We start from the raw sequence: 19,496 nt of genomic DNA on the forward strand, positions 1-19,496 counted from the left end.
TATCTAATTTTGTTTTTCTAATTTCAATGAAAATGACATCAAAGAATTTGAATAAGATACAAACAAAGAAACGAAAGCCAACAACTAAATCAGGGAAAAGTAGAGCAAAGAGAGGGACACGGAGAATATGGTTGATATTACTGCAGCTTTTTACCGTTGGGATAATTTTGTTTTTCACCTTTTTTATGCTGGTGTATTTGGGCTTTACAGGCCATGTTCCCAGTTCGAGACAGCTCAATGAAATTAAAAATCCGCAGGCATCTGAAGTATTTTCTGAAGATGGAAAATTGCTGGGGCGCTATTACGTCGAAAACCGAAGTAACGTCCGCTTTGATGAGATATCGCCGAATGTGATTAACGCCTTAATTGCTACTGAGGACGCGCGTTTTTATGAGCATAGGGGAATAGATGAGATTGCCCTGATGCGTGTTTTTTTCAAGACCATATTGTTGCAAGACCGTAGTGCAGGCGGAGGAAGTACCTTAAGCCAGCAAATTGCGAAAAACTTGTTTCCCCGAAACAATATGTGGGTTTTTAGCATGCCGGTTAATAAGTTGCGCGAAGCCATTATCGCCTACCGGTTGGAACGGATCTATTCCAAAGAGGAGATCCTTACCCTGTATTTGAATACGGTTCCGTTTGGAGAAAATATTTTTGGAATAGAAGTGGCTTCAGAACGATTTTTCAGTAAAAGCCCTAAAAACTTGACGGTTGATGAGGCTGCCGTTTTGGTAGGCATGCTCAAAGCCAATTACACCTACAATCCGAGGATCAATCCTGAGCGGTCTAAAACACGACGCAATGTTGTTATTGGCCAAATGGTAGCCAATGATTTTTTAACCGAGGCTGAAGGAGACATTTTTCAGGCAAAACCATTGGAATTGAAATACCGGCGTATTTCGTACAATGAAGGTCCGGCACCGTATTTTCTGGAAATGCTTAAGCCCGAGTTGCTGGAGTGGTGTGCCAGCCATACCAAGGAAAATGGTGAGCCGTGCAATCTATATACTGATGGGCTTAGAATAGAAACGACGGTTAACTATGACTTTCAGTATTTCGCTACCCAATCGGTTCAGGAGTACATGAAAAACCTTCAGAATGTATTTGACGATCATTGGAAGGATGCCGATCCGTGGCGCGGCGATGCCAGCATTTTGCAACGGGCAGTTAAACGTTCAGAACGCTACAACGCGATGATTGCCGGTGGAAAAACGGAGGAGCAAATTGATGCTGCTTTTCAGCAGAAAATAAAAACCACCTTGTTTACCTGGGATGGCCTGAAACAAGTGGAAACGACTCCGATAGACTCGGTAAAATATTACTTAAACTATCTGAATGCCGGTTTTCTTGCTATTGAGCCATCGAGCGGAAATTTGAAAGCATGGGTAGGGGGAATTGATTTCCGTTTTTTCAAGTATGACCATATCGTTTCGAAACGGCAGGTAGGATCGACCTTCAAACCCTTTGTTTATTTGGCGGCATTGGAGAATGGATTAAGTCCGTTTGATTATTACCCAAACGAGAAAAAGGTTTATGAAGACTATCAGGATTGGTCGCCAAGTAATTCTCATGGCGAATACGAAGGGTTTTATTCAATGGAAGGAGCTTTGGCGCAGTCGTTGAATACCGTAGCCGTTGATATCATGGTGCAAACGGGTATTGACGAGACCATAGCGACCAGCCGCGAACTGGGTATTGCAAGTGATTTACCCGAATTTCCTTCTCTGGCATTGGGGGTGGCCTCTATGAGTTTGAAAGATCTACTGTTTGCATATGCCACCATTTTAAATCGTGGTGTTCGCGTTCAACCCAACTACTTGGTTTCAATAGCCAACAATCAGGGTGAAACGCTCGAAGAGTTTTCTCCGGAGCCAGCAGAACCAACCAGTCTGAATGCGGTGAATTGTCAGATTGTTACCCGCATGATGCAATCGGCGGTCAACAATGGAACCGGAACGTCCATTCGTTCGGTTTATCAGATTCCCGGCGATTTTGCAGGGAAGACCGGGACAACCCAAAACCATTCGGACGGCTGGTTTGTAGGGATGACACCCAACTTGGTGACTGGTTGTTGGGTGGGAGCCGAAGATCCGGGAGTTCACTTCCGAACCATACGATTTGGACAGGGGGCTTACATGGCCTTGCCCATTGTGGGAAAGTTTTTTCATAAACTGTATCGCGATTCCCGCTACAAGAATATGCAATATGCCAGTTTTCCACCTTTGAACGACGAGTTGCTTGCTGATTTGGATATTCCTCATTACAAGGAGTTGTTTGAACTGGAACGTGAAGAGAACTTTATTGAGCGCTTGTTTGCCGGGGAATCAAAAGAAGATAAGTTGAGGGAAATCAGGGATCCCAAACAGTCCAAAGAGAAACCAAAAGTTTGGGAAACAATCAAAAGCATCTTTAAAAAGAAAAAATAGTTTCAATCCTTATTTCGATTGCCTTTTATTACTTTTGCGCTCAAATGGAAAACAAGCTGCCATTCATTGTTCGTTTTCACCGTTGGCGTTTACGACATCTGAGCGAACGTCGTTTTGTGGTGATTTTAAGTGTGGTAATTGGTATTATTGCCGGGCTTGCAGCTACTGTGATAAAAAATGCTGTCTGGCTTACCGAACGATTGGTTCACACCCTCACTACGGGAAACAATGTGGAGCACTACAGTTACTTTGTTCTTCCGATTATAGGAATTTTTGTTGCAGTTCTAATCGTTAACTACGTAGTGAAAAGTCCTGTTAGGCACGGGATTCCAAATGTTTTGCACAGTCTTTCCATGCGACAGGGTGAGCTAAGCCGACATAACCTATTTTCTTCTGTTTTAACCTCAGCATTTACTGTTGGCTTTGGTGGTTCAGTTGGGTTGGAAGGGCCAACTGTGGCTACTGGGGCAGCCTATGGTTCCTGGATTTCGCGAATGCTTCGGTTAAGTTACAAGAATACGATTCTGATGTTGGCTTGCGCTGCAGCAGGTGCTATGGCGGCCATTTTTAAGGCTCCAATTGCGGCCATCGTTTTTGCTGTTGAAGTCATCATGATTGACCTTACGGTTTTTTCATTAGTTCCATTGTTGCTGGCTTCCTCTTCGGCTGTGCTCACTTCATACTTTTTTATGGGGCAGGATGTCTTGTATCCGTTTTCGGTTGAAACCAGTTTCGAAATGAGCGATCTGCCATACTATATTTTGCTCGGAATTTTTGCGGGTTTGGTTTCGGCCTATTTTACTAAAATGTACTTGAATGTGGAGAACGTCTTCGAAGGCATTCAAAGCAAATGGACTCGCCTGGCCATAGGCGGTGCCGGGCTCGGAGCCTTAATTTTCTTTTTTCCTTCACTTTACGGCGAGGGATACGAAGCCATTAACATGTGCCTGAAAGGCGATTTGACATACCTCTATAACAATTCGCTGTTTTTTAATTTTCAAGGTCAGTATTGGAGTGTTTTTATGCTCCTTGCTGCCGTTGTTATTCTAAAAATTATTGCCACCACCCTGACTTTTGGAGCTGGCGGTATCGGCGGTATTTTTGCCCCGACGTTGTTTATGGGTGTTAACACAGGCATGTTATTCGCCCAATTTGTAAATTTCACAGGCATAAAACAGTTAAGCATCAATAATTTTGCATTGATTGGAATGGCTGGATTGATCGCCGGGGTGCTACAAGCGCCTTTAACCGGAATTTTCTTGATTGCTGATATCTCCGGAGGGTACAAGTTGTTTGTGCCCTTGATGATTGTGGCAACTTTTGCCTACCTTACAGTGAAGGCCTTCACACCCAATTCGGTTTATCATCTCCAGCTCGCAAAACGCAAAGAACTGATGACGCATGATAAGGATTTGAATATCATCCGAATGATGGAAGTGAAAAAGCTGTTGGAGACTGACTTTGTTATTTTACGGCCCGACTCCACTTTAAGAGACTTAACGGATGCCATTTCGAAAGCACACCGGAATTTGTTTCCAATAGTTGACGAAGAGGGGTATTTAAAGGGAATGGTAAAGATGGATGATGTGAGGCATCTTATTTTCAGACAGGAATTGTACGATAAGGTACATGTAAGTCATTTAATGTACTTACCCGAACATTCGATTTCTACGACTGATTCGATGGAGCAGGTAGTGAATAAATTTGAATCAAGCGGACGATATAATTTGGCCGTAATTGATAAGGGAAAATACATTGGCTTTATTTCGAGAGCGCGTGTTTTCTCTTTCTATCGGAAAAAAATGGCAGACTTTTCACACGAATAAGCAAAAAATGTTGCGAATAGCGAATTTGAAATTGAAATTGAGTGCATTGGCAAAGCAGCTGATGCGTGCAAAAAAACTGTACTGGATCAGTTTTATTATTGGAATTGTTAGCGGTTTGGCTGCATTGATCCTAAAAAACCTGATTCACTTTATCGATACCAAGCTGGTAGGTCATTCGGTGATTACCTCTGAGAACTACTGGTATCTTGCGCTTCCTTTGATCGGAATCGTCATTACCATTTTAATCATCAGGTTTTTTGTGAAAGATGACATTGGGCATGGGGTTTCCAAAATCCTAAGTTCTATCTCCCAAAACAAGGGAAAGATTAAACCACATAACTCTTTTTCTTCCATGATCACCAGTGCCTTTACCATTGGGTTTGGGGGGTCGGTAGGAGCTGAGGCGCCTGTGGTGTTGACAGGTGCATCAATTGGTTCCAATCTGGGCCGCTTTTTCAAGCTTGGGCAGGCCGATATCATGCTGATGATCGGATGTGGGGCAACTGGAGCGATTGCGGGTATTTTCAAGGCACCCATTGCCGGCATTGTGTTCACCTTGGAGGTATTGATGCTCGACCTAACCATGGCTTCGCTGGTGCCGCTTTTAATTTCAGGAATCACAGCCGCGGTTATTGCCGTTTACTTTATGGGCGATGCGGTGTTGTTTAAATTCAATGTCATTCATTCATTTGACGCCTCCAATATCCCTTTCTATATTCTACTCGGCATATTTGCCGGCTTGTTTTCGCTCTATTTTACACGGGTTACCATGTGGGTTGAACGCCGAATGAAAAGCGTAACGAGTCAGATTACCCGCTTACTTTATGGAGGACTTATCCTTGGCGTTCTGATTTTTATATTTCCACCGCTTTGGGGCGAAGGATACTCTTCAATCAATAAAGTATTTAATGACATGGGACTCAACTTGCTCGATAATTCCATGTTTTATGGTTTTCGCGACAATCCCTGGTTTTTTGTTCTTTTCTTGCTTTCGCTTCTTTTTTTTAAGGTGATTGCCATGTCGGTAACAACGGCCAGCGGGGGAATTGGTGGCATTTTTGCTCCAACTTTGTTTGTTGGTGCCATTGGCGGATACTTTTTGGCTTACTTACTCAATCATCTTTTTGGATTGAATTTGCCCCTGGATAATTTTGCTTTGGCTGGGATGGGAGCGATGATGGCCGGTGTGATGCACGCTCCGTTGCTGGGGATTTTCCTGACCGCTGAAATTACGGGCGGCTATGAGCTTTTCTTTCCATTGATTATTTCTGCTTTGGCTGCCTATATCACCATTATGCGGTTCGAGCCCCATTCTATCTATACTAAGAGACTTGCTGCTGAAGGTCAATTGGTTACGCATCATAAGGATAAGGCGGTTTTGCATTTCATGGAAGTGGGCGAGTTGATCGAAACAGACCTTGAGATAGTTCACCCCGATGCGACTTTGGGCGATCTGGTGCAAGCGATCTCGCGTTCCAAGCGCGATTTGTTTCCTGTGGTTGATGACGTTGGTATGTTGAAGGGAATGGTGAAAATGAATGATATCCGTGATATTGTCTTTAAACAGGAGTTGTACGATACCATTTTTGTTAAAGATTTGATGTATATGCCTGAATTCTATATTTCTCCCAATGATACAATGCATGTTGTAGCCGAGAAATTTGAAACCAGCGGGCGGTATAATCTGGCGGTGATTGATGAAGGGAAATACATCGGTTTTATTTCACGGGCAACGGTGTTTTCAATCTACCGCGATACCGTGCGTACATTTTCTCACGAGTAGGCATGGTTTTAATGCTTGTCAGTATGCTTGGACAGTCGCTTTGATCATGGCTAAAATTGGCGATGGAGAAAGAAGCCTTTGTTGGAGAAAAAAATGATTTAACTTTAGGACAGAATTGTAAAACGAATTTTTTCAATGGGAAATCAAAAGTTAAATAGCTTAATCGTACTTTTGAAGGAAGATTTGAGAATTTTGCTCGGTATTGCCTTTGGAATTTTTTTGTTTATTCTATTTTTTCAACCCATTCCGTTGGAGCAATTCGACTTTAACAATCGACTTTTGTTTGCGGGCGGTTTTGCTGCGATTATCTTTTTTTTCCATGTTCTGATACGGGGCCTGTTCCGGGCCTTTATTCCCGATCACCGTTTTAAGAGCGACGAATTACTGTTGCTTTCCTATGCCCGGGTTTTTCTGATCACGGCATTAAGCTCCGTGGCTGTCGCTTTTTACCTGCGGTACGTAGGCTCCGTCAGCATTACCTTCTACGAGATGTTCAAGATTATTCTCATTTGCCTTGTTTCGCCGGTAATCCTAAACATTTACGATCGGTTTGTCGTGCTGAAAATGCAAAACAAGTCGTTGGTTCTTGAAAAAGAGACAATTCGGAAAGAAATTCAAAATTATGAAGATGACTACCATAATCAAACCATTGAGTTTGTTTCGGAATACGGATCTGATCATTTGATTTTGAGCGTAGCTGATCTTCTATTGCTCCGTTCGGCCGACAATTATGTCGAGGTTTTTTATCGTGAAGGAACTGCCATTAGGAAGCAATTGATTCGAAGCACCTTGAAAAATGTTGAACAGCAAGTTAAGCCTTTCTCCGGTTTTGTTCGGTGTCACCGGACCTGTATTGTCAATTCATTTCATATTGAGAAACTGAATCGCAAGTTCAATAATCACTGGCTCAGACTAAAGGGTTTTGACGATCCCGTGCCGGTTTCGCGTCAGTATTTGCTGAAGATTAAGGAGCTCATTTAAGCCTGCCGGGACGAATGGCACTGGCGTTCGGCTTTGCTTATTCGCCCCAATCAGCGGTGGATCGACGTTCCGCAGCTTCTGTTAGTCCCTTTTCATTTTGAGGCTGCCAGTTCTGAAATATCTTTGTATGATCAATTCAGAATAAACGTGACCAATTTATGAAAGCACAAGCAATAAAATTTCCAAATACCAATCAGAAAGAATTTGTTCTTGAATTACGGAAACGAATTTTTGACTATTTCGAAGAGAATAAAATCTCAAAATACGGCAATGCCAGTATGTTTTTGAAAACGGCATTTATGTTTTCTTTATACCTGGTTCCCTATTTTCTAATGGTTTTCTCGGTAGTAACCAATCCGTTTACTATGTTCCTGTTATGGGGTGTGATGGGGCTGGGCATGGCCGGTATCGGCTTATCCGTCATGCACGATGCCAACCACAATTCTTATTCGAAAAATAAGGTGGTCAACAAAATTTTATCCTATTCACTTAACTTTTTGGGCGGTTTTTCGCATACCTGGCAACACCAGCACAACACCTTGCATCATCATTACACCAACATTGATGATCATGATGAAGATATTGACCCGGGAAAAGTTTTGCGGCTTTCTCCTAATAAGCCGCGTCGCAAGTTTCATCGTTTTCAGCATTTTTATGCCTGGTTTCTTTACGGTCTGATGACTCTGATGTGGACAACCAGTAAGGATTTTAAGCAGTTGTATCGTTATTCGAAAGATGGCGTGTTGTTGGGGCGTAAAAAAACCTACCCGAAGTTGTTGGCTGAATTAATCGTGTCGAAAGTGTTTTATTACGCGTATATCCTTGTCATTCCGATTCTGGTTTTGCCGGTGGCCTGGTGGATGGTGATTCTGTTTTACTTGGTGATGCACCTGATTTGCGGGTTCATTTTAACCGTTATTTTTCAAACTGCGCACGTCATGCCTTCTTCGCAGTTCCCGATACCTGACGCGACTGGAGCTGTTGACAACAATTGGGCAATCCATCAATTAGTGACAACCACCGATTATGCGCCCAAAAACAGGCTATTTTCCTGGTTTGTTGGTGGATTGAATTACCAGGTTGAGCATCATTTGTTTCCGGCCATTTGCCATGTGCATTACCGAAAGATTTCGCCATTGGTGAAGCAAACAGCGCTTAAATATAATTTACCATACCATGTTCAGCCGAGCTTTTTAAAGGCGGTGGTCAGCCATTTCAAGATGCTAAAAACGCTGGGGCGTGCAGCCTGATTAGGGCAGGCAAATAATTTCAGCCGGAAATGCTACTTAGCAGCCGGTCTGAAAACTCCACTGTCGAATAATCGAACTACCCCGGAGAGCAGGGCAAGTATTCCAGCGAAAATTCCGATCACTTTTTCAATCGAAATTCCCTGCGATATCAGTACAAAACCAGCGAGCATGGTGAAAATCAGCAGAATTAGGTAGCGCATGTTATGCCAGCTGCCTTTTCGGTTTAGTTTGCTTTCCAAGGTTTTAATCTCATCGGGGTTGATGGCGTTGTTGATGAAGTACTTAAAGCTTTGGGTGTATAGCCGTGGATAAGGTTCCGGAATGATTAAGCCTTTTATTACCAAGCGCTTGATCAGGTGTTTGTTTTTCAGGTTGGTAATTCCGTCGTCGGCTAAATCGAACAAGATGAGCTTCTCAATATTACACAGGTTATTCCAAATATGCTGGTAGCGAGGTTCCATTTTGTATTCAATATCCAGAATTCGTTTTTCAAGGCCTTTTTTATCTTGTTCCTCCATTATCGATAGTCTTTCAATAATTGACTGGTTGAACAAGGAGTTTCCGTAGTCTTCAGGCGATTTTCTTTCCAAATTTGAGGCCGTTTCCTGTACGTTGTATGTTCTAAGCAAATTGCGGTTCTCAGTTTCTCCATCAGGCACAAAATAGCCCGAGTATTTGTTAAAGCTTTTGAAAATACTTTTCCAGCTTCTTCGCCAAGTAAAAATTTGTGTTCTTTCGTCTTTCTCCAGTTCATTTTCTTCCAGATAGTCGTCGTAGTATTCGTTAATGAAATCAAATTCAAAGGGAAGTACAACGATCACTTTTCCTTCAGCATGCTGATCTAATTTCATCAACCTACTCAGAATTATATCATGTTTTTTGATGTGTTGGATACATTGGTCGATATCGCTGACCCAGATGATTTTCGATTGGCCCGAAAGCAAGTAATCCATCTGGAAAGTGGCGTCGATGAGTTTGTCTGCATGGATGATTTCCATCGTCAGGTTCTGGCCGTCAGTTGTGGAGCCTGATGTTTCAATCAGTTCGCATACAAGCCGGAGGCAATGCTCACCGTCATACGAATCCAATAGTATTCGCCTGATTTTTGTATTGAAGAGAAGGCTTTTTAGGGAGTGCGTTTCGGGCATAATCCGAATGGCTGGATTGGTATTGAGAATATTCTCGGCCATGTATTGGTATAGTTGCCAGATGACCAGTGCAACCAGCAAAGTAGCCAGAATGAGATTCAATAGCCATAAGCTGGAACTTAACTTGATGTAATCTGGAAGTTTGGTACGAATAATCCCCTCAAAACCGCTGTGCGTGTATTCCAGTTCATCGGGTGCGACCAGTTGCCCGATGGCGTGCTGGTCTTTCAGGTAGGTCATCAGGTAATTGTCGCTCGAGATCAAATCAGGCAAGCGCGAGTAGATCTGGTCGCTGTTTAGTCGGTGTCCGTTGTTTTCCATTTGTGCTTTTTCGGATTCTACCCGGCTGGTGTCATAGCTTGTGATCTGAAGGCTGTCGATGCCATTGCCCTGGATTCTCTTATACCAAAGTTCTTGCTCAAACGCTTTGAAATTTTTGGACAGCAGCAGGTTTTGAAAAGCGATGTGTTGCATTTGCTCCCATTTGGCAATTCGTTCTTCCTGCTTTTGAATAACCCAGTAATATTGAACGACCGGTACAACAGCCAAGGATGTAAGCCATAGGATCATAAAAGCGCTGTACACCCTCTTGACTGCTCCTGGCACAGGGGTAAAAACGGGTTCGCCGTCAACGGTCGTGATGGACTGCGTTTCTCCGAGTCGAAAAGGAATCAGCGGAAGTTTGTCGAAAAGCCTTTTGGGCTGAGGTAAGCTGGAAAATCGTTCGTTGGAGGCATAAAACGTAAATCCGGATAGTAAGATTGTCAGCAGTATGGGAAGCATGACGATGGGATGTGGATCCAGCCTCCAAAGTAGCATTACGATTAGCAGCCCCGTAATGGCCAGGGCCAGGGCTTCGGCCCAGAATGATTTGATGACGGGGTTGTTCGACTTGGTGCTGCTGCGGCCCAAAATGGTCATGGTTACAAATCCTGTATAGCTTATGTAAATGAGTTGGTAAATCAGCATGGTAACTGGCTTGTCAATAGCTAAACTGCCGAGGACCTGAAACAGGAGAATTGCTCCTAAAATAGTGACGAGTGCCTTATATTTCAGGTAGTTTTGAGTTTGCAGCAGCAGCCAGCTTAGTGACCAGCAACGCATTTGCAGGAAGTCGTTTTTGGCGTGTGCCCAGCGCATGATCAACACTCCGATACCAATACAAATAAGGGTGATGATCAGGAAGTAGAACGTAAAAAGAAAGATGCGTGCATTTCGGTTGTCAATCCGATCGTGATCCAACAAGGTGACGTGATACAATGGCGCATCCGTCATAGGTTTAATCCGGGCCAGCCATTCTTTCTCGTTGTAGGTCAGATGCAGGGTTTCGTCAACCCGGAGTCTGATTGCGCTCAGGAGTCTGGGGTCTAAGTCGCATTCTTCCAGGAAGTTCTCATGCAGGTTTTTTGATTGCGTGGAATGGAACAGGACTTTGCCTTGTTCGTCAATCACCAAAAACTTGATGTCTTTGGGCAAAACCTGATGGTAGAGCGACGGAATAGGAGAGGTGATCGCCAGAACAGGAGCCTGACCCGGCTCGATGGGTTCATTCAGTAAAAACGAAATGGCCGTTTCCTGGTAGCCGGTATTGTATGACTTGATGGATTCGATGAAATAGCGCTTTTGACAAGCGTTTAGCCAACTGCGTTTGGGGTCGATTACATTTTGAAAGTATCCGCGTTCGCTGAGGTCAACCGTTACGGCATCTGAAAATACAGTTTTGGTCACTGCTTTCGAAACAATTCCGGCGGAGTCAATCAGGATGATCTCGTTAATTGGAACTGGTTTTCCAATGAAGTGATCCGGTATCTGGGTGAAGTTTTCATCTGAATTTAAGCTCTGACGGATAAAAAACGAGAAGCTGGCTGAATCCTGGTTGTCTTTGTCGGTGATTCCCTGGTAAAGATCAATTAAGGCATGAAAGTCGGAACTTACATTATGGAAAAGCGTGTCCGAAATCAATTCGACCCGTTTGTGTTGAATCGTTTTGTCCTCAACTTGGTGTTTCAACAGGCTGATCGCAATCAGAATAAGTAAGCCAGTGCTCATCACTACAGAGATAATTGTCCCGTAAGCATCGAAAACTTTTAGACGCTCCTGTCGATTGATCATGATAATCTTAAGTTCAGGTATGCTGACAAGTAGAAGCAATAAAACACCCGAAATTACGGTCAGCAGCTGACTATTGATCGTGCGTGTTTTTTTCTTAAACTCGGTGGCCGGCATAACTCCGGCCAAATAAATTTTTGCATCTCCAAATTCGATGGGAAGGATCATCAGGCGTTGCTTTTGCCCCCGGATCACCATGGTTTCAATGACCCCTCCCTGATGGTTTTCGGCGCTGTCGCATAACGCTTCGGGATTGGTAATGTCATGAATGACATCTTGCCTGGAGTTGTGGATCACCATGGATCTGTCAAACAGAATAATGTTATCCAAAAGCCAGTCAAATTTGAGGCCTTCCATCAGGGTTTGAATTGGCACTCTGTAAATGAAATTCTGGTCTGGGACGCCAAACTGTTGGTCGAGTTTTTGATTGAGGCTGGCGATCGTTTTGGGCATAATACTGTTAAATCCAGCATTGTGCGGAATAATCAGATATTTGCGATCGTTCGATAAAACCGGAGTTTTTGGTATTTGTGAAGCTGGCATTTGCTCGGCTTCGATGTTGGCATCCAAACTGCCAATTACCTTGTAAAGATTGATTATTGCCTTGGTACTTGCCGAAGGTTCGCCGCTCGGTTTTGAGGCGTTGCGCTTAAGGTTTTCAACAGCTTTCAAGGCCGATTCGTTGCGTAGCTTATCCCGAATGGTGTAGTAGCCGCCGTAATTTTTTAAGTGGGTCTGGTAATAGTCGAATTTCCCGTACAAGTTATTTCCATATTCCTTGAGGATTCGAAAGGCACGTTCTTGTAAAACCGATTCTTGCTGTGGAATGTAAAAGAAAAAATACGATAGGTAAAGAACGGCAATGGAAAGTACAATAACAATCCAGCTAATGTAGTTGATATTCTTAAAGCCCTTGTTTTTCATAGGGTTTTCGGGTTATTTAGTTTAACGCGTGCTATGTATAGCCAAGAACATATAAATATACGGCAATACCATGCCAAAGTCAATGATTTTCAGGCTTATCTTATTTGTGTTCAGTGGAATGGCTGATCGAAGCAGGGGCGTTCGCAACAAAGAATCGCACAAAAGGTTGGAAAGCTTGCTGGTGCAGAAGAAGGGTGTTTTTAGATAGACAGGCCAGAGAGAGACTGTTTATTGAACTTTAGTATGCTATTGGTTCGGTCGTTGAACTTAGCTCATCCGGTTGTAAAAAGAGAAATAAATAAACAAGAAAATGGCAGTAAAAATGAGGTTGACAACCGAAAATGCGTTCCAATCGAGCCAGATCACCGGTAGAAAAATCATGGTTAGCTGAGCGCCAAGGTAAAAGAAGAGTCCGGCTTTCTGCCATTTTCTTATTTTAACGACCCCCACAAACGAAAGCAGGCAGAGCGCCATAAATAGACTAAAATACAGCGGTGTAATCCGGTCCATGCTGGTGGAATTGGTAACACTAATCACCCATGCTTTGGACGGATTAAAGAAAAGGGCAGCCAAGCCGAAAAGTATAATGCCAAGTCCGCTGCCAAGCAGGCTTAATAAGGTGGCAGAAACAAATAACAAGGGTTGATTTTCATTGGTTCGTTGCATGGCGTCTTTCTTTTTAGCTCACGAGTGTTGATTTGGGTTGATGTATGATGTTGGGGCCGGAAACAGTCGGCTGATTCTTTTGCTTCTGCAAATTTAAAACTAAAAAAGAAACCTCTGGCATGCGGAGGTTTCTTTTTCCAAAGTTGACTTTTAAGATCAGTTAATTAAGCCGTTCGGGCTGTTGAGAAAGCCAGTACAATGGGTTGTACCAGCCGTTCAAAATCAGCATAAGCCATTCGAATCAATTCAACATGTGTTCCGGCATTGAAGGCGATTTCCTTATCTTCAGCCAAGCTTTGTGCTACAAATACCTCCATGTCGTATAAATTCCCAAAAGGAGGCATGGCTCCGATCTCACATTCCGGGAACAAATGTTTAAACTCCATTTCGTTGGCTAATTCCAGTGTTTTTGCGCCCGTTAGTTCTTTTAGTAACTTCAGATTAACCAGGTAGGACGCGGGCAAAACAGCCATCGCCATTTTTCCATCAATTTTAACCATCACAGTCTTGGCCAGCTCTTTGCCGGGAATGTGGGTGGTGGCCGCAATCTGTTGGGCATTAAAAGCCAGTGAATGGCGAATGGTGATGTACTCAATGTTGTTCTTGTCCAGGTAATCTTTCAATTTTTTGATTGGCATAATTTGGTTGTTTATCACATTTCAAGTGCAACGATAACAGATCAATTTAACCGGGAGGTCTCCAATTGCTGAAAATGAGATTGAAAAGATCTGCGGTTAAATTTTCAGACAGAGAATATTTCAGTATAAAAAGTTAGAGAAGAACGCTATTGGGTTGTACTGATGATCGTGCATTTTTGTTACCTGCCAGGCTTATGTTTGAAAAAGTTGTCTGGATGGAGTTGGTGCGTGTGCCATTGAATTATGCATGGGAATGTTAAACGTTCAAAAAAACAGGGGTTTGTTAATTTCTATTCGTTTCTCATCGCAGCAAAATGTTTTACCTTTGCACTTTAATTCATTATTGAAACACACATCAGAGATGAAAAGAGATCAACTTGTATTTGACATTATTGAAAAAGAACGCCAGCGCCAGTTGAGCGGAATTGAATTGATTGCTTCGGAAAACTTTGTGAGCGAGCAGGTGATGGAAGCGATGGGTTCAGTGATGACTAATAAATATGCCGAAGGTTATCCGGGAAAACGTTATTACGGGGGATGCCAGTTTGTAGATTTAACCGAACAGTTGGCCATTGACCGCCTGAAAGAGCTTTTTGGCGCTGTTTATGCCAACGTTCAACCGCACTCGGGAGCGCAGGCCAATGCCGCAGTTTTGAGCGTGATTCTCAATCCGGGCGACAAATTTCTCGGGCTTGATCTCTCGCATGGCGGTCATCTTTCTCACGGTTCGCCAGTCAATTCGTCAGGTATCTTATATCAGCCCATCGCCTACCACGTCAAAGAAGAAACCGGTTTGGTGGATTACGACGAAATGGAAGCTTTGGCGCTTGAGCACAGACCCAAGTTGATAATTGGCGGTGCATCGGCTTATTCGCGTGAGTGGGACTATGCCCGCATGCGTAAAATTGCCGATGAAGTGGGCGCGATGTTTATGGTTGACATGGCTCACCCAGCTGGTTTAATTGCTGCCGGATTGCTGGAAAACCCGGTGAAACATGCTCACGTTGTGACTTCAACGACCCACAAGACATTGCGCGGGCCGCGTGGTGGAATCATTTTGATGGGTGAAGATTTTGAAAACCCATTTGGTTTTAAAACGCCAAAAGGGGAGACCAAAATGATGTCGGCGGTGTTGGATTTCGCCGTATTCCCCGGACAACAAGGCGGGCCGCTGGAACACGTCATTGCTTCGAAGGCTATTTCGTTTGGCGAGGCGCTCGATCCTTCTTACAAGGAATATCAAACACAGGTGAAAAAGAACGCCGCGGTTATGGCTCAGGCGTTTGTTGAGAAAGGCTACAAGGTGATTTCGGGTGGAACCGACAACCACAGCATGTTGATTGACTTGCGGACCAAATTCCCTGCGTTGACCGGTAAAGTAGCCGAAAACACATTGGTCAAGGCAGACATTACCATCAATAAAAACATGGTTCCGTTCGACAGTCGCTCACCGTTTACTACTTCGGGCTTGCGGGTTGGAACACCGGCCATTACCACGCGTGGTTTGAAAGAAGACCAAATGGCTGTGATCGTTGATTTGATTGATGAGGTATTGAGTGACGTGGAAAACGAAGGGGTAATCAAAACTGTACGCGAAAAAGTCAATAAAATGATGAAAGACCTGCCATTGTTTGCCTGGTAGTTGTATCTCTATCCTAACAATATTTTGAAGGCGTCCGTGTGGGCGCCTTTTTTTGTCCTTGCATTCACGGTTGGGGATCAACTGATGTACTTGTGGTAGAATTCAGTAGCAAGTTGCTGACGGATTATTGAATCCTTTCAGAATTCGTTTTGTTATCCTTCAGTTTCCCAACACTGGGGCTTAGCCCAAATCCCGCTCAATCTTAGTGACAGCTTCACTTAGCCGGTGACTCGAAGTCTCCGCTAAGTAAAGCTTACAGTATTTTGACTAGTGAGCGTTTCACTTCGAGTGAAGCTCTCACTTGACACTAAATCCGATTCTGGAGTCAGGCAAGGCCGCAATTTACCAATCTGTTCGTTTGATCCAGTCCACCACAAACTTGGCGTTTTCGTATGGAATATCGGGCAGAAAGCCGTGTCCCAGGTTGAAGATCCACTTGCTGTTTTTTCGGAAGAAGGGCTTAAATTTTTCCAGCTCTAGCGCAATTTCTTCCTGGCTGGCGTACAAATGACGCGGATCGAGATTTCCCTGTAAGCCAACTTCAGCGTGAACAATCTCGCGGGCATCTTCAATGGGCATTTGCCAGTCGATGCCCACAAAATCGGCCACGTCTGGCGTCACATATTTAAGTCCGGTGCCGATTCCTTTTGGGAAAAATATAAAGGGGGTGCCGGTTTCGCGAACGGCCTGACTAATTTGCTTCACCGCGGGCATAAACAGTTCGTTGTATAGCTCAACAGGAATGAGGTTGGCATGTGTTTCAAACAACTGGAATGCATCAATACCGTGCTCAATCTGCTTTTTGGCGTAAACGATTGACAAGTCGGCAATGGCATCAATCACCCGTTTGGCTTCTTTTTTATGTTGAAACAAAAACTTGATGGCATCGGGAAAGTTTGGGTTGGAACTGATGCCCTGCAACATGTAGCACATGGTGGTCAGCGGGGCGCCGCAGAAACCAATCAGCGGGATATTCGCCGGCCGTTGCCTGATAATCTCGTCAATGGCGTCGTAAATGTAATCGAGCTTGGCTGGGGCGGGGTTCAGGTGGTCGGCCGGCTTGGCCAGCCCTTTCAGCGGCTTGTTGAAAACCGGTCCGTGATCAGTAAACTCCAGCTCCATGCCCATGGCGTTCGGAATGACCAAAATGTCAGAGAACAAAATGGCAGCGTCAACGCCCAAATCCTCAATGGGCATCAGCGTCACGTCGGCAGCCAGTTTGGCATCGTCCATCAACTCGCGAAAGGTGTATTTTTCTTTCAACTGATTGTAGTTGGGTAGCACACGCCCGGCTTGGCGCATAAACCAAACTGGTGGCCGGTCGGTCTTCTTTCCTTGAAGTGTATCTAAAAATATGGATTGCATATCGGAAAATTTCGTCATTTGTTATTAGATGATTGGGCATTAGTCATTGATTGCCGGATTCTTGATCTGACATCCAAGTATCCAGCTAAACGCTTTTCAACGCTAGCTCATTGGCTGCAATAATCCGGGCGATGTCTTCATCGGTGTGTGCATCCGAAATGAAGAGGCATTCAAATTGCGATGGCGCCAAGTATATGCCGCTTTCCAACGATTTCTTGAAATAGCTGGCGTACCGGAGGGTATTGGATGTCATGGCATCGTCAAAACTTTTCACCGACTCGTTTTCTGTGAAGAATAGGGTCATCATGGATCCAATCCTGTTGATGACACCGGAAATACCTGTTCGGTGCAGGTTCGCTTTAATTCCTGCTTCGAGCATAGCCGCTTTCCGCTCCAGCTCGTCGTAAATCGAAGGATTGTTTTTCAACGTGCTCAGCATTACCGTTCCGGCAGCCATAGCCAGCGGGTTTCCGGAAAGCGTTCCGGCTTGGTAGACTGGGCCATCGGGCGCCAGTTTGTCCATAATTTCGGCACGGCCCCCATAAGCGCCAACGGGCAGTCCGCCGCCAATAATTTTTCCAAGAGTGGTCAGGTCAGGCGTTACCTTAAAACGTTGCTGCGCACCGCCAGCAGCTAAACGGAAGCCGGTGATGACTTCGTCGAAGATGAGCAGGGCACCGTATTTTTCCGTGATTTGTTTCAAGCCTTTCAGAAAACCTTCTTCGGGCAGCACCACGCCCATGTTTCCGGCAACCGGCTCCAGAATGATGGCGGCAATGTTGTCGCCGTGCTTTTCGAACAGCTCCTCGACCGACTCCAGGTTGTTGTAATCGGCTGTCAAGGTATCTTTTGCAGAAGCTTTGGTTACGCCGGGACTGTCGGGCAATCCGAGTGTGATGGCACCTGAGCCGGCCTTAATCAAGAAGCTGTCGGCATGGCCGTGGTAGCAGCCTGCAAATTTCACCACCAAATCGCGGCCCGTAAAACCACGGGCTAATCGCAAAGCACTCATCGTTGCTTCTGTTCCCGAGTTTACCATCCGCACTTTCTCTACCGAAGGAACCATGCCGGTGATCAATTCGGCCATTTCATTTTCAATGAGGGTAGGGGCGCCGTAGCTGGTTCCTCTTTCCGCGGCTCGCTGAACGGCCTGCACAATTTCTTCGCGGGCATGGCCCAAAATCATTGGTCCCCACGATGCCACAAAATCCAGGTATTCGTTTCCGTCAATATCCCAAATCTTCGCGCCTTTGGCTTTGTCGATAAACACAGGGTCGGCTTGCACGCTTTTAAAGGCGCGTACCGGTGAATTCACTCCACCAGGTATGAGTTGTTTTGCTTTCTTAAATGCTTGTATGCTTTTATTTAGTTCCATGTTTTCAGTTTCGAGTTTCAAGTATCTAGTATCCGGCATCTGGCCTTTAAACACGGTTTCCTTTTTCGAGTTCGCTTAATACAAATTCCTTGGCGTGATAGGTGATAATCACATCGGCGCCGGCACGTTTCAGCGAGGTCAGAATCTCCTTGATCAGTCGTTGTTCATCAATCCAGCCATTAGCGGCAGCCGCTTTCACCATCGAAAACTCACCGCTCACGTTGTAGGCAACCACGGGGACATTGTAGGTCATTTTTACGCGGCTGATAATGTCCATATAGCTCAGTGCCGGTTTAACCATCACCATGTCGGCACCTTCTTCCAGATCAGCTTCCACTTCACGCAAGGCTTCGTCTGCATTGGCAGGATCCATTTGGTAGGTGCTGCGGTCGCCAAATTTCGGAGCACTCTCGGCCGCATCGCGGAAAGGCCCGTAAAAGCCCGATGCGTATTTGGCCGAATAAGCCATGATGGGCGTATTGGAGAATCCATTGGCATCGAGCGCTTCACGGATAACAGCTACGCGTCCGTCCATCATGTCGCTGGGGGCGATAATGTCGGCTCCGGCTTTAGCCAAGGTAACCGATTGGGCTGCCAATGTTTCCAGGGTGCTGTCGTTATCCACATCACCATCAATGATGGTCCCGCAATGGCCGTGCGTGGTGTATTCGCAGTTGCACACATCAGCTACAATCATTACCTGGGGCAGTTCTGCCTTGATGGCGCGTATCGCTTGTGGCACAATCGAATCGTGCTGGCAGGCTACTTCGCCGGTTTCGTCTTTTTCTGCCGGTATACCGAACAGCAGGATCTTGTCAACACCTGTTGAAGTGTAAAGGTCTTTTACTTCGTCAACCAACCGATCAACCGATAGTTGGAAATTACCCGGCATTGATTTGATCGGATTGCTGATATTTTCGCCGGAAATGACAAAGTACGGCATGATCAGGTCGTCACGGTTGACCTCGGTTTCGCGCACCATATTTCGTATGGCAGCGGTTTTCCTTAATCTTCTTAGTCGTGTGATGGGAAAGCTCATATGGTTCGTTTTTTAAATTTTTACTTTTGATTGATAAAAATGAATGGTCGTCTCAGCCAAGCCTTTGTAGCTGGGTTCTGTTGCTGTTGCCAAAGGTTCGGCCATATATTTTCGGATTTCGGCCGTTGTGGTTGTTCCGATGCTAATAAAACGCAATTGATCCGGTGGAGTTTTCAGATTGTGAATCAAGGCGCGTACCGCCGATGGGCTGGTGACAAGCAAAGCGTCGTATTCATCCTTTTTGACGCGCAGAAGTAGATCTGCATTGACAGCCGCAGCAGGATTCGTTTGGTATACATTGATCCGGTCAACTTCTGCTTTTTT

The 19,496-nt window shown here is 44.8% G+C and carries 13 protein-coding genes; 6 read left to right on the top strand and 7 right to left on the bottom strand.

What is annotated here, in order from left to right; genetic code table 11:
- Positions 1-32: 32 nt before the first annotated feature.
- The 5 genes from AAC033_RS09430 to AAC033_RS09450 all read left to right on the top strand — a co-directional run bounded on the left by AAC033_RS09430 (position 33) and on the right by AAC033_RS09450 (position 8,266).
- Positions 33-2,426, top strand: a complete 2,394-nt coding sequence (locus AAC033_RS09430; protein WP_339737394.1) for a transglycosylase domain-containing protein — start codon at positions 33-35, stop codon at positions 2,424-2,426.
- Positions 2,427-2,470: 44 nt separating this feature from the next.
- Positions 2,471-4,252 carry a chloride channel protein gene (locus AAC033_RS09435; protein WP_339737396.1) on the top strand — a complete coding sequence of 594 codons (1,782 nt, stop codon included), beginning with the start codon at positions 2,471-2,473 and terminating at the stop codon, positions 4,250-4,252.
- 7 nt (positions 4,253-4,259) lie between these two features.
- Positions 4,260-6,035 (top strand): chloride channel protein, encoded by a 1,776-nt coding sequence (locus tag AAC033_RS09440; RefSeq protein ID WP_339737398.1) that lies wholly within the window; start codon positions 4,260-4,262, stop codon positions 6,033-6,035.
- A 135-nt stretch (positions 6,036-6,170) separates the two neighbouring features.
- Positions 6,171-7,016, top strand: coding sequence for a LytTR family DNA-binding domain-containing protein (locus AAC033_RS09445; protein ID WP_339737400.1), 846 nt, complete (start codon positions 6,171-6,173; stop codon positions 7,014-7,016).
- Positions 7,017-7,174: 158 nt separating this feature from the next.
- Positions 7,175-8,266, top strand: coding sequence for an acyl-CoA desaturase (locus tag AAC033_RS09450; RefSeq protein WP_339737402.1), 1,092 nt, complete (start codon positions 7,175-7,177; stop codon positions 8,264-8,266).
- Positions 8,267-8,298: 32 nt separating this feature from the next.
- On the opposite strand, the gene AAC033_RS09455 is transcribed toward AAC033_RS09450, so the two are convergent.
- From AAC033_RS09455 to AAC033_RS09465, 3 genes are all read right to left on the bottom strand, one after another.
- Entirely contained in the window at positions 8,299-12,447 is a 4,149-nt protein-coding gene (locus AAC033_RS09455; protein WP_339737404.1) for a hypothetical protein, read from the bottom strand.
- 267 nt (positions 12,448-12,714) lie between these two features.
- Positions 12,715-13,113 carry a hypothetical protein gene (locus tag AAC033_RS09460; RefSeq protein ID WP_339737406.1) on the bottom strand — a complete coding sequence of 133 codons (399 nt, stop codon included), beginning with the start codon at positions 13,111-13,113 and terminating at the stop codon, positions 12,715-12,717.
- 164 nt (positions 13,114-13,277) lie between these two features.
- Entirely contained in the window at positions 13,278-13,751 is a 474-nt protein-coding gene (locus AAC033_RS09465; RefSeq protein ID WP_339737408.1) for a YbaK/EbsC family protein, read from the bottom strand.
- A gap of 361 nt (positions 13,752-14,112) precedes the next feature.
- Here AAC033_RS09465 and glyA point away from each other — a divergent pair, with 361 nt between their 5' ends.
- A complete protein-coding gene (gene glyA, locus AAC033_RS09470) occupies positions 14,113-15,393 on the top strand; it encodes a serine hydroxymethyltransferase (RefSeq protein ID WP_339737410.1) in 1,281 nt (426 codons plus the stop codon).
- 342 nt (positions 15,394-15,735) lie between these two features.
- Here the strand turns inward: glyA and hemE are convergent, their stop codons facing one another.
- The 4 genes from hemE to AAC033_RS09490 form a co-directional block, all read right to left on the bottom strand.
- Complete coding sequence (gene hemE / locus AAC033_RS09475; RefSeq protein ID WP_339737412.1) at positions 15,736-16,758, bottom strand: uroporphyrinogen decarboxylase; 1,023 nt, start codon at positions 16,756-16,758, stop codon at positions 15,736-15,738.
- 85 nt (positions 16,759-16,843) lie between these two features.
- Positions 16,844-18,133 carry a glutamate-1-semialdehyde 2,1-aminomutase gene (hemL, locus tag AAC033_RS09480; protein WP_339737414.1) on the bottom strand — a complete coding sequence of 430 codons (1,290 nt, stop codon included), beginning with the start codon at positions 18,131-18,133 and terminating at the stop codon, positions 16,844-16,846.
- 46 nt (positions 18,134-18,179) lie between these two features.
- Positions 18,180-19,172, bottom strand: coding sequence for a porphobilinogen synthase (gene hemB / locus AAC033_RS09485; RefSeq protein WP_339737416.1), 993 nt, complete (start codon positions 19,170-19,172; stop codon positions 18,180-18,182).
- A 12-nt stretch (positions 19,173-19,184) separates the two neighbouring features.
- Positions 19,185-19,496, bottom strand: a 312-nt coding sequence (locus AAC033_RS09490) for a uroporphyrinogen-III synthase (RefSeq protein ID WP_339737418.1), incomplete at its 5' end; no start/stop codon positions are given.

Source organism: uncultured Sunxiuqinia sp., assembly GCF_963974515.1.
Taxonomy (GTDB): domain Bacteria; phylum Bacteroidota; class Bacteroidia; order Bacteroidales; family Prolixibacteraceae; genus Sunxiuqinia.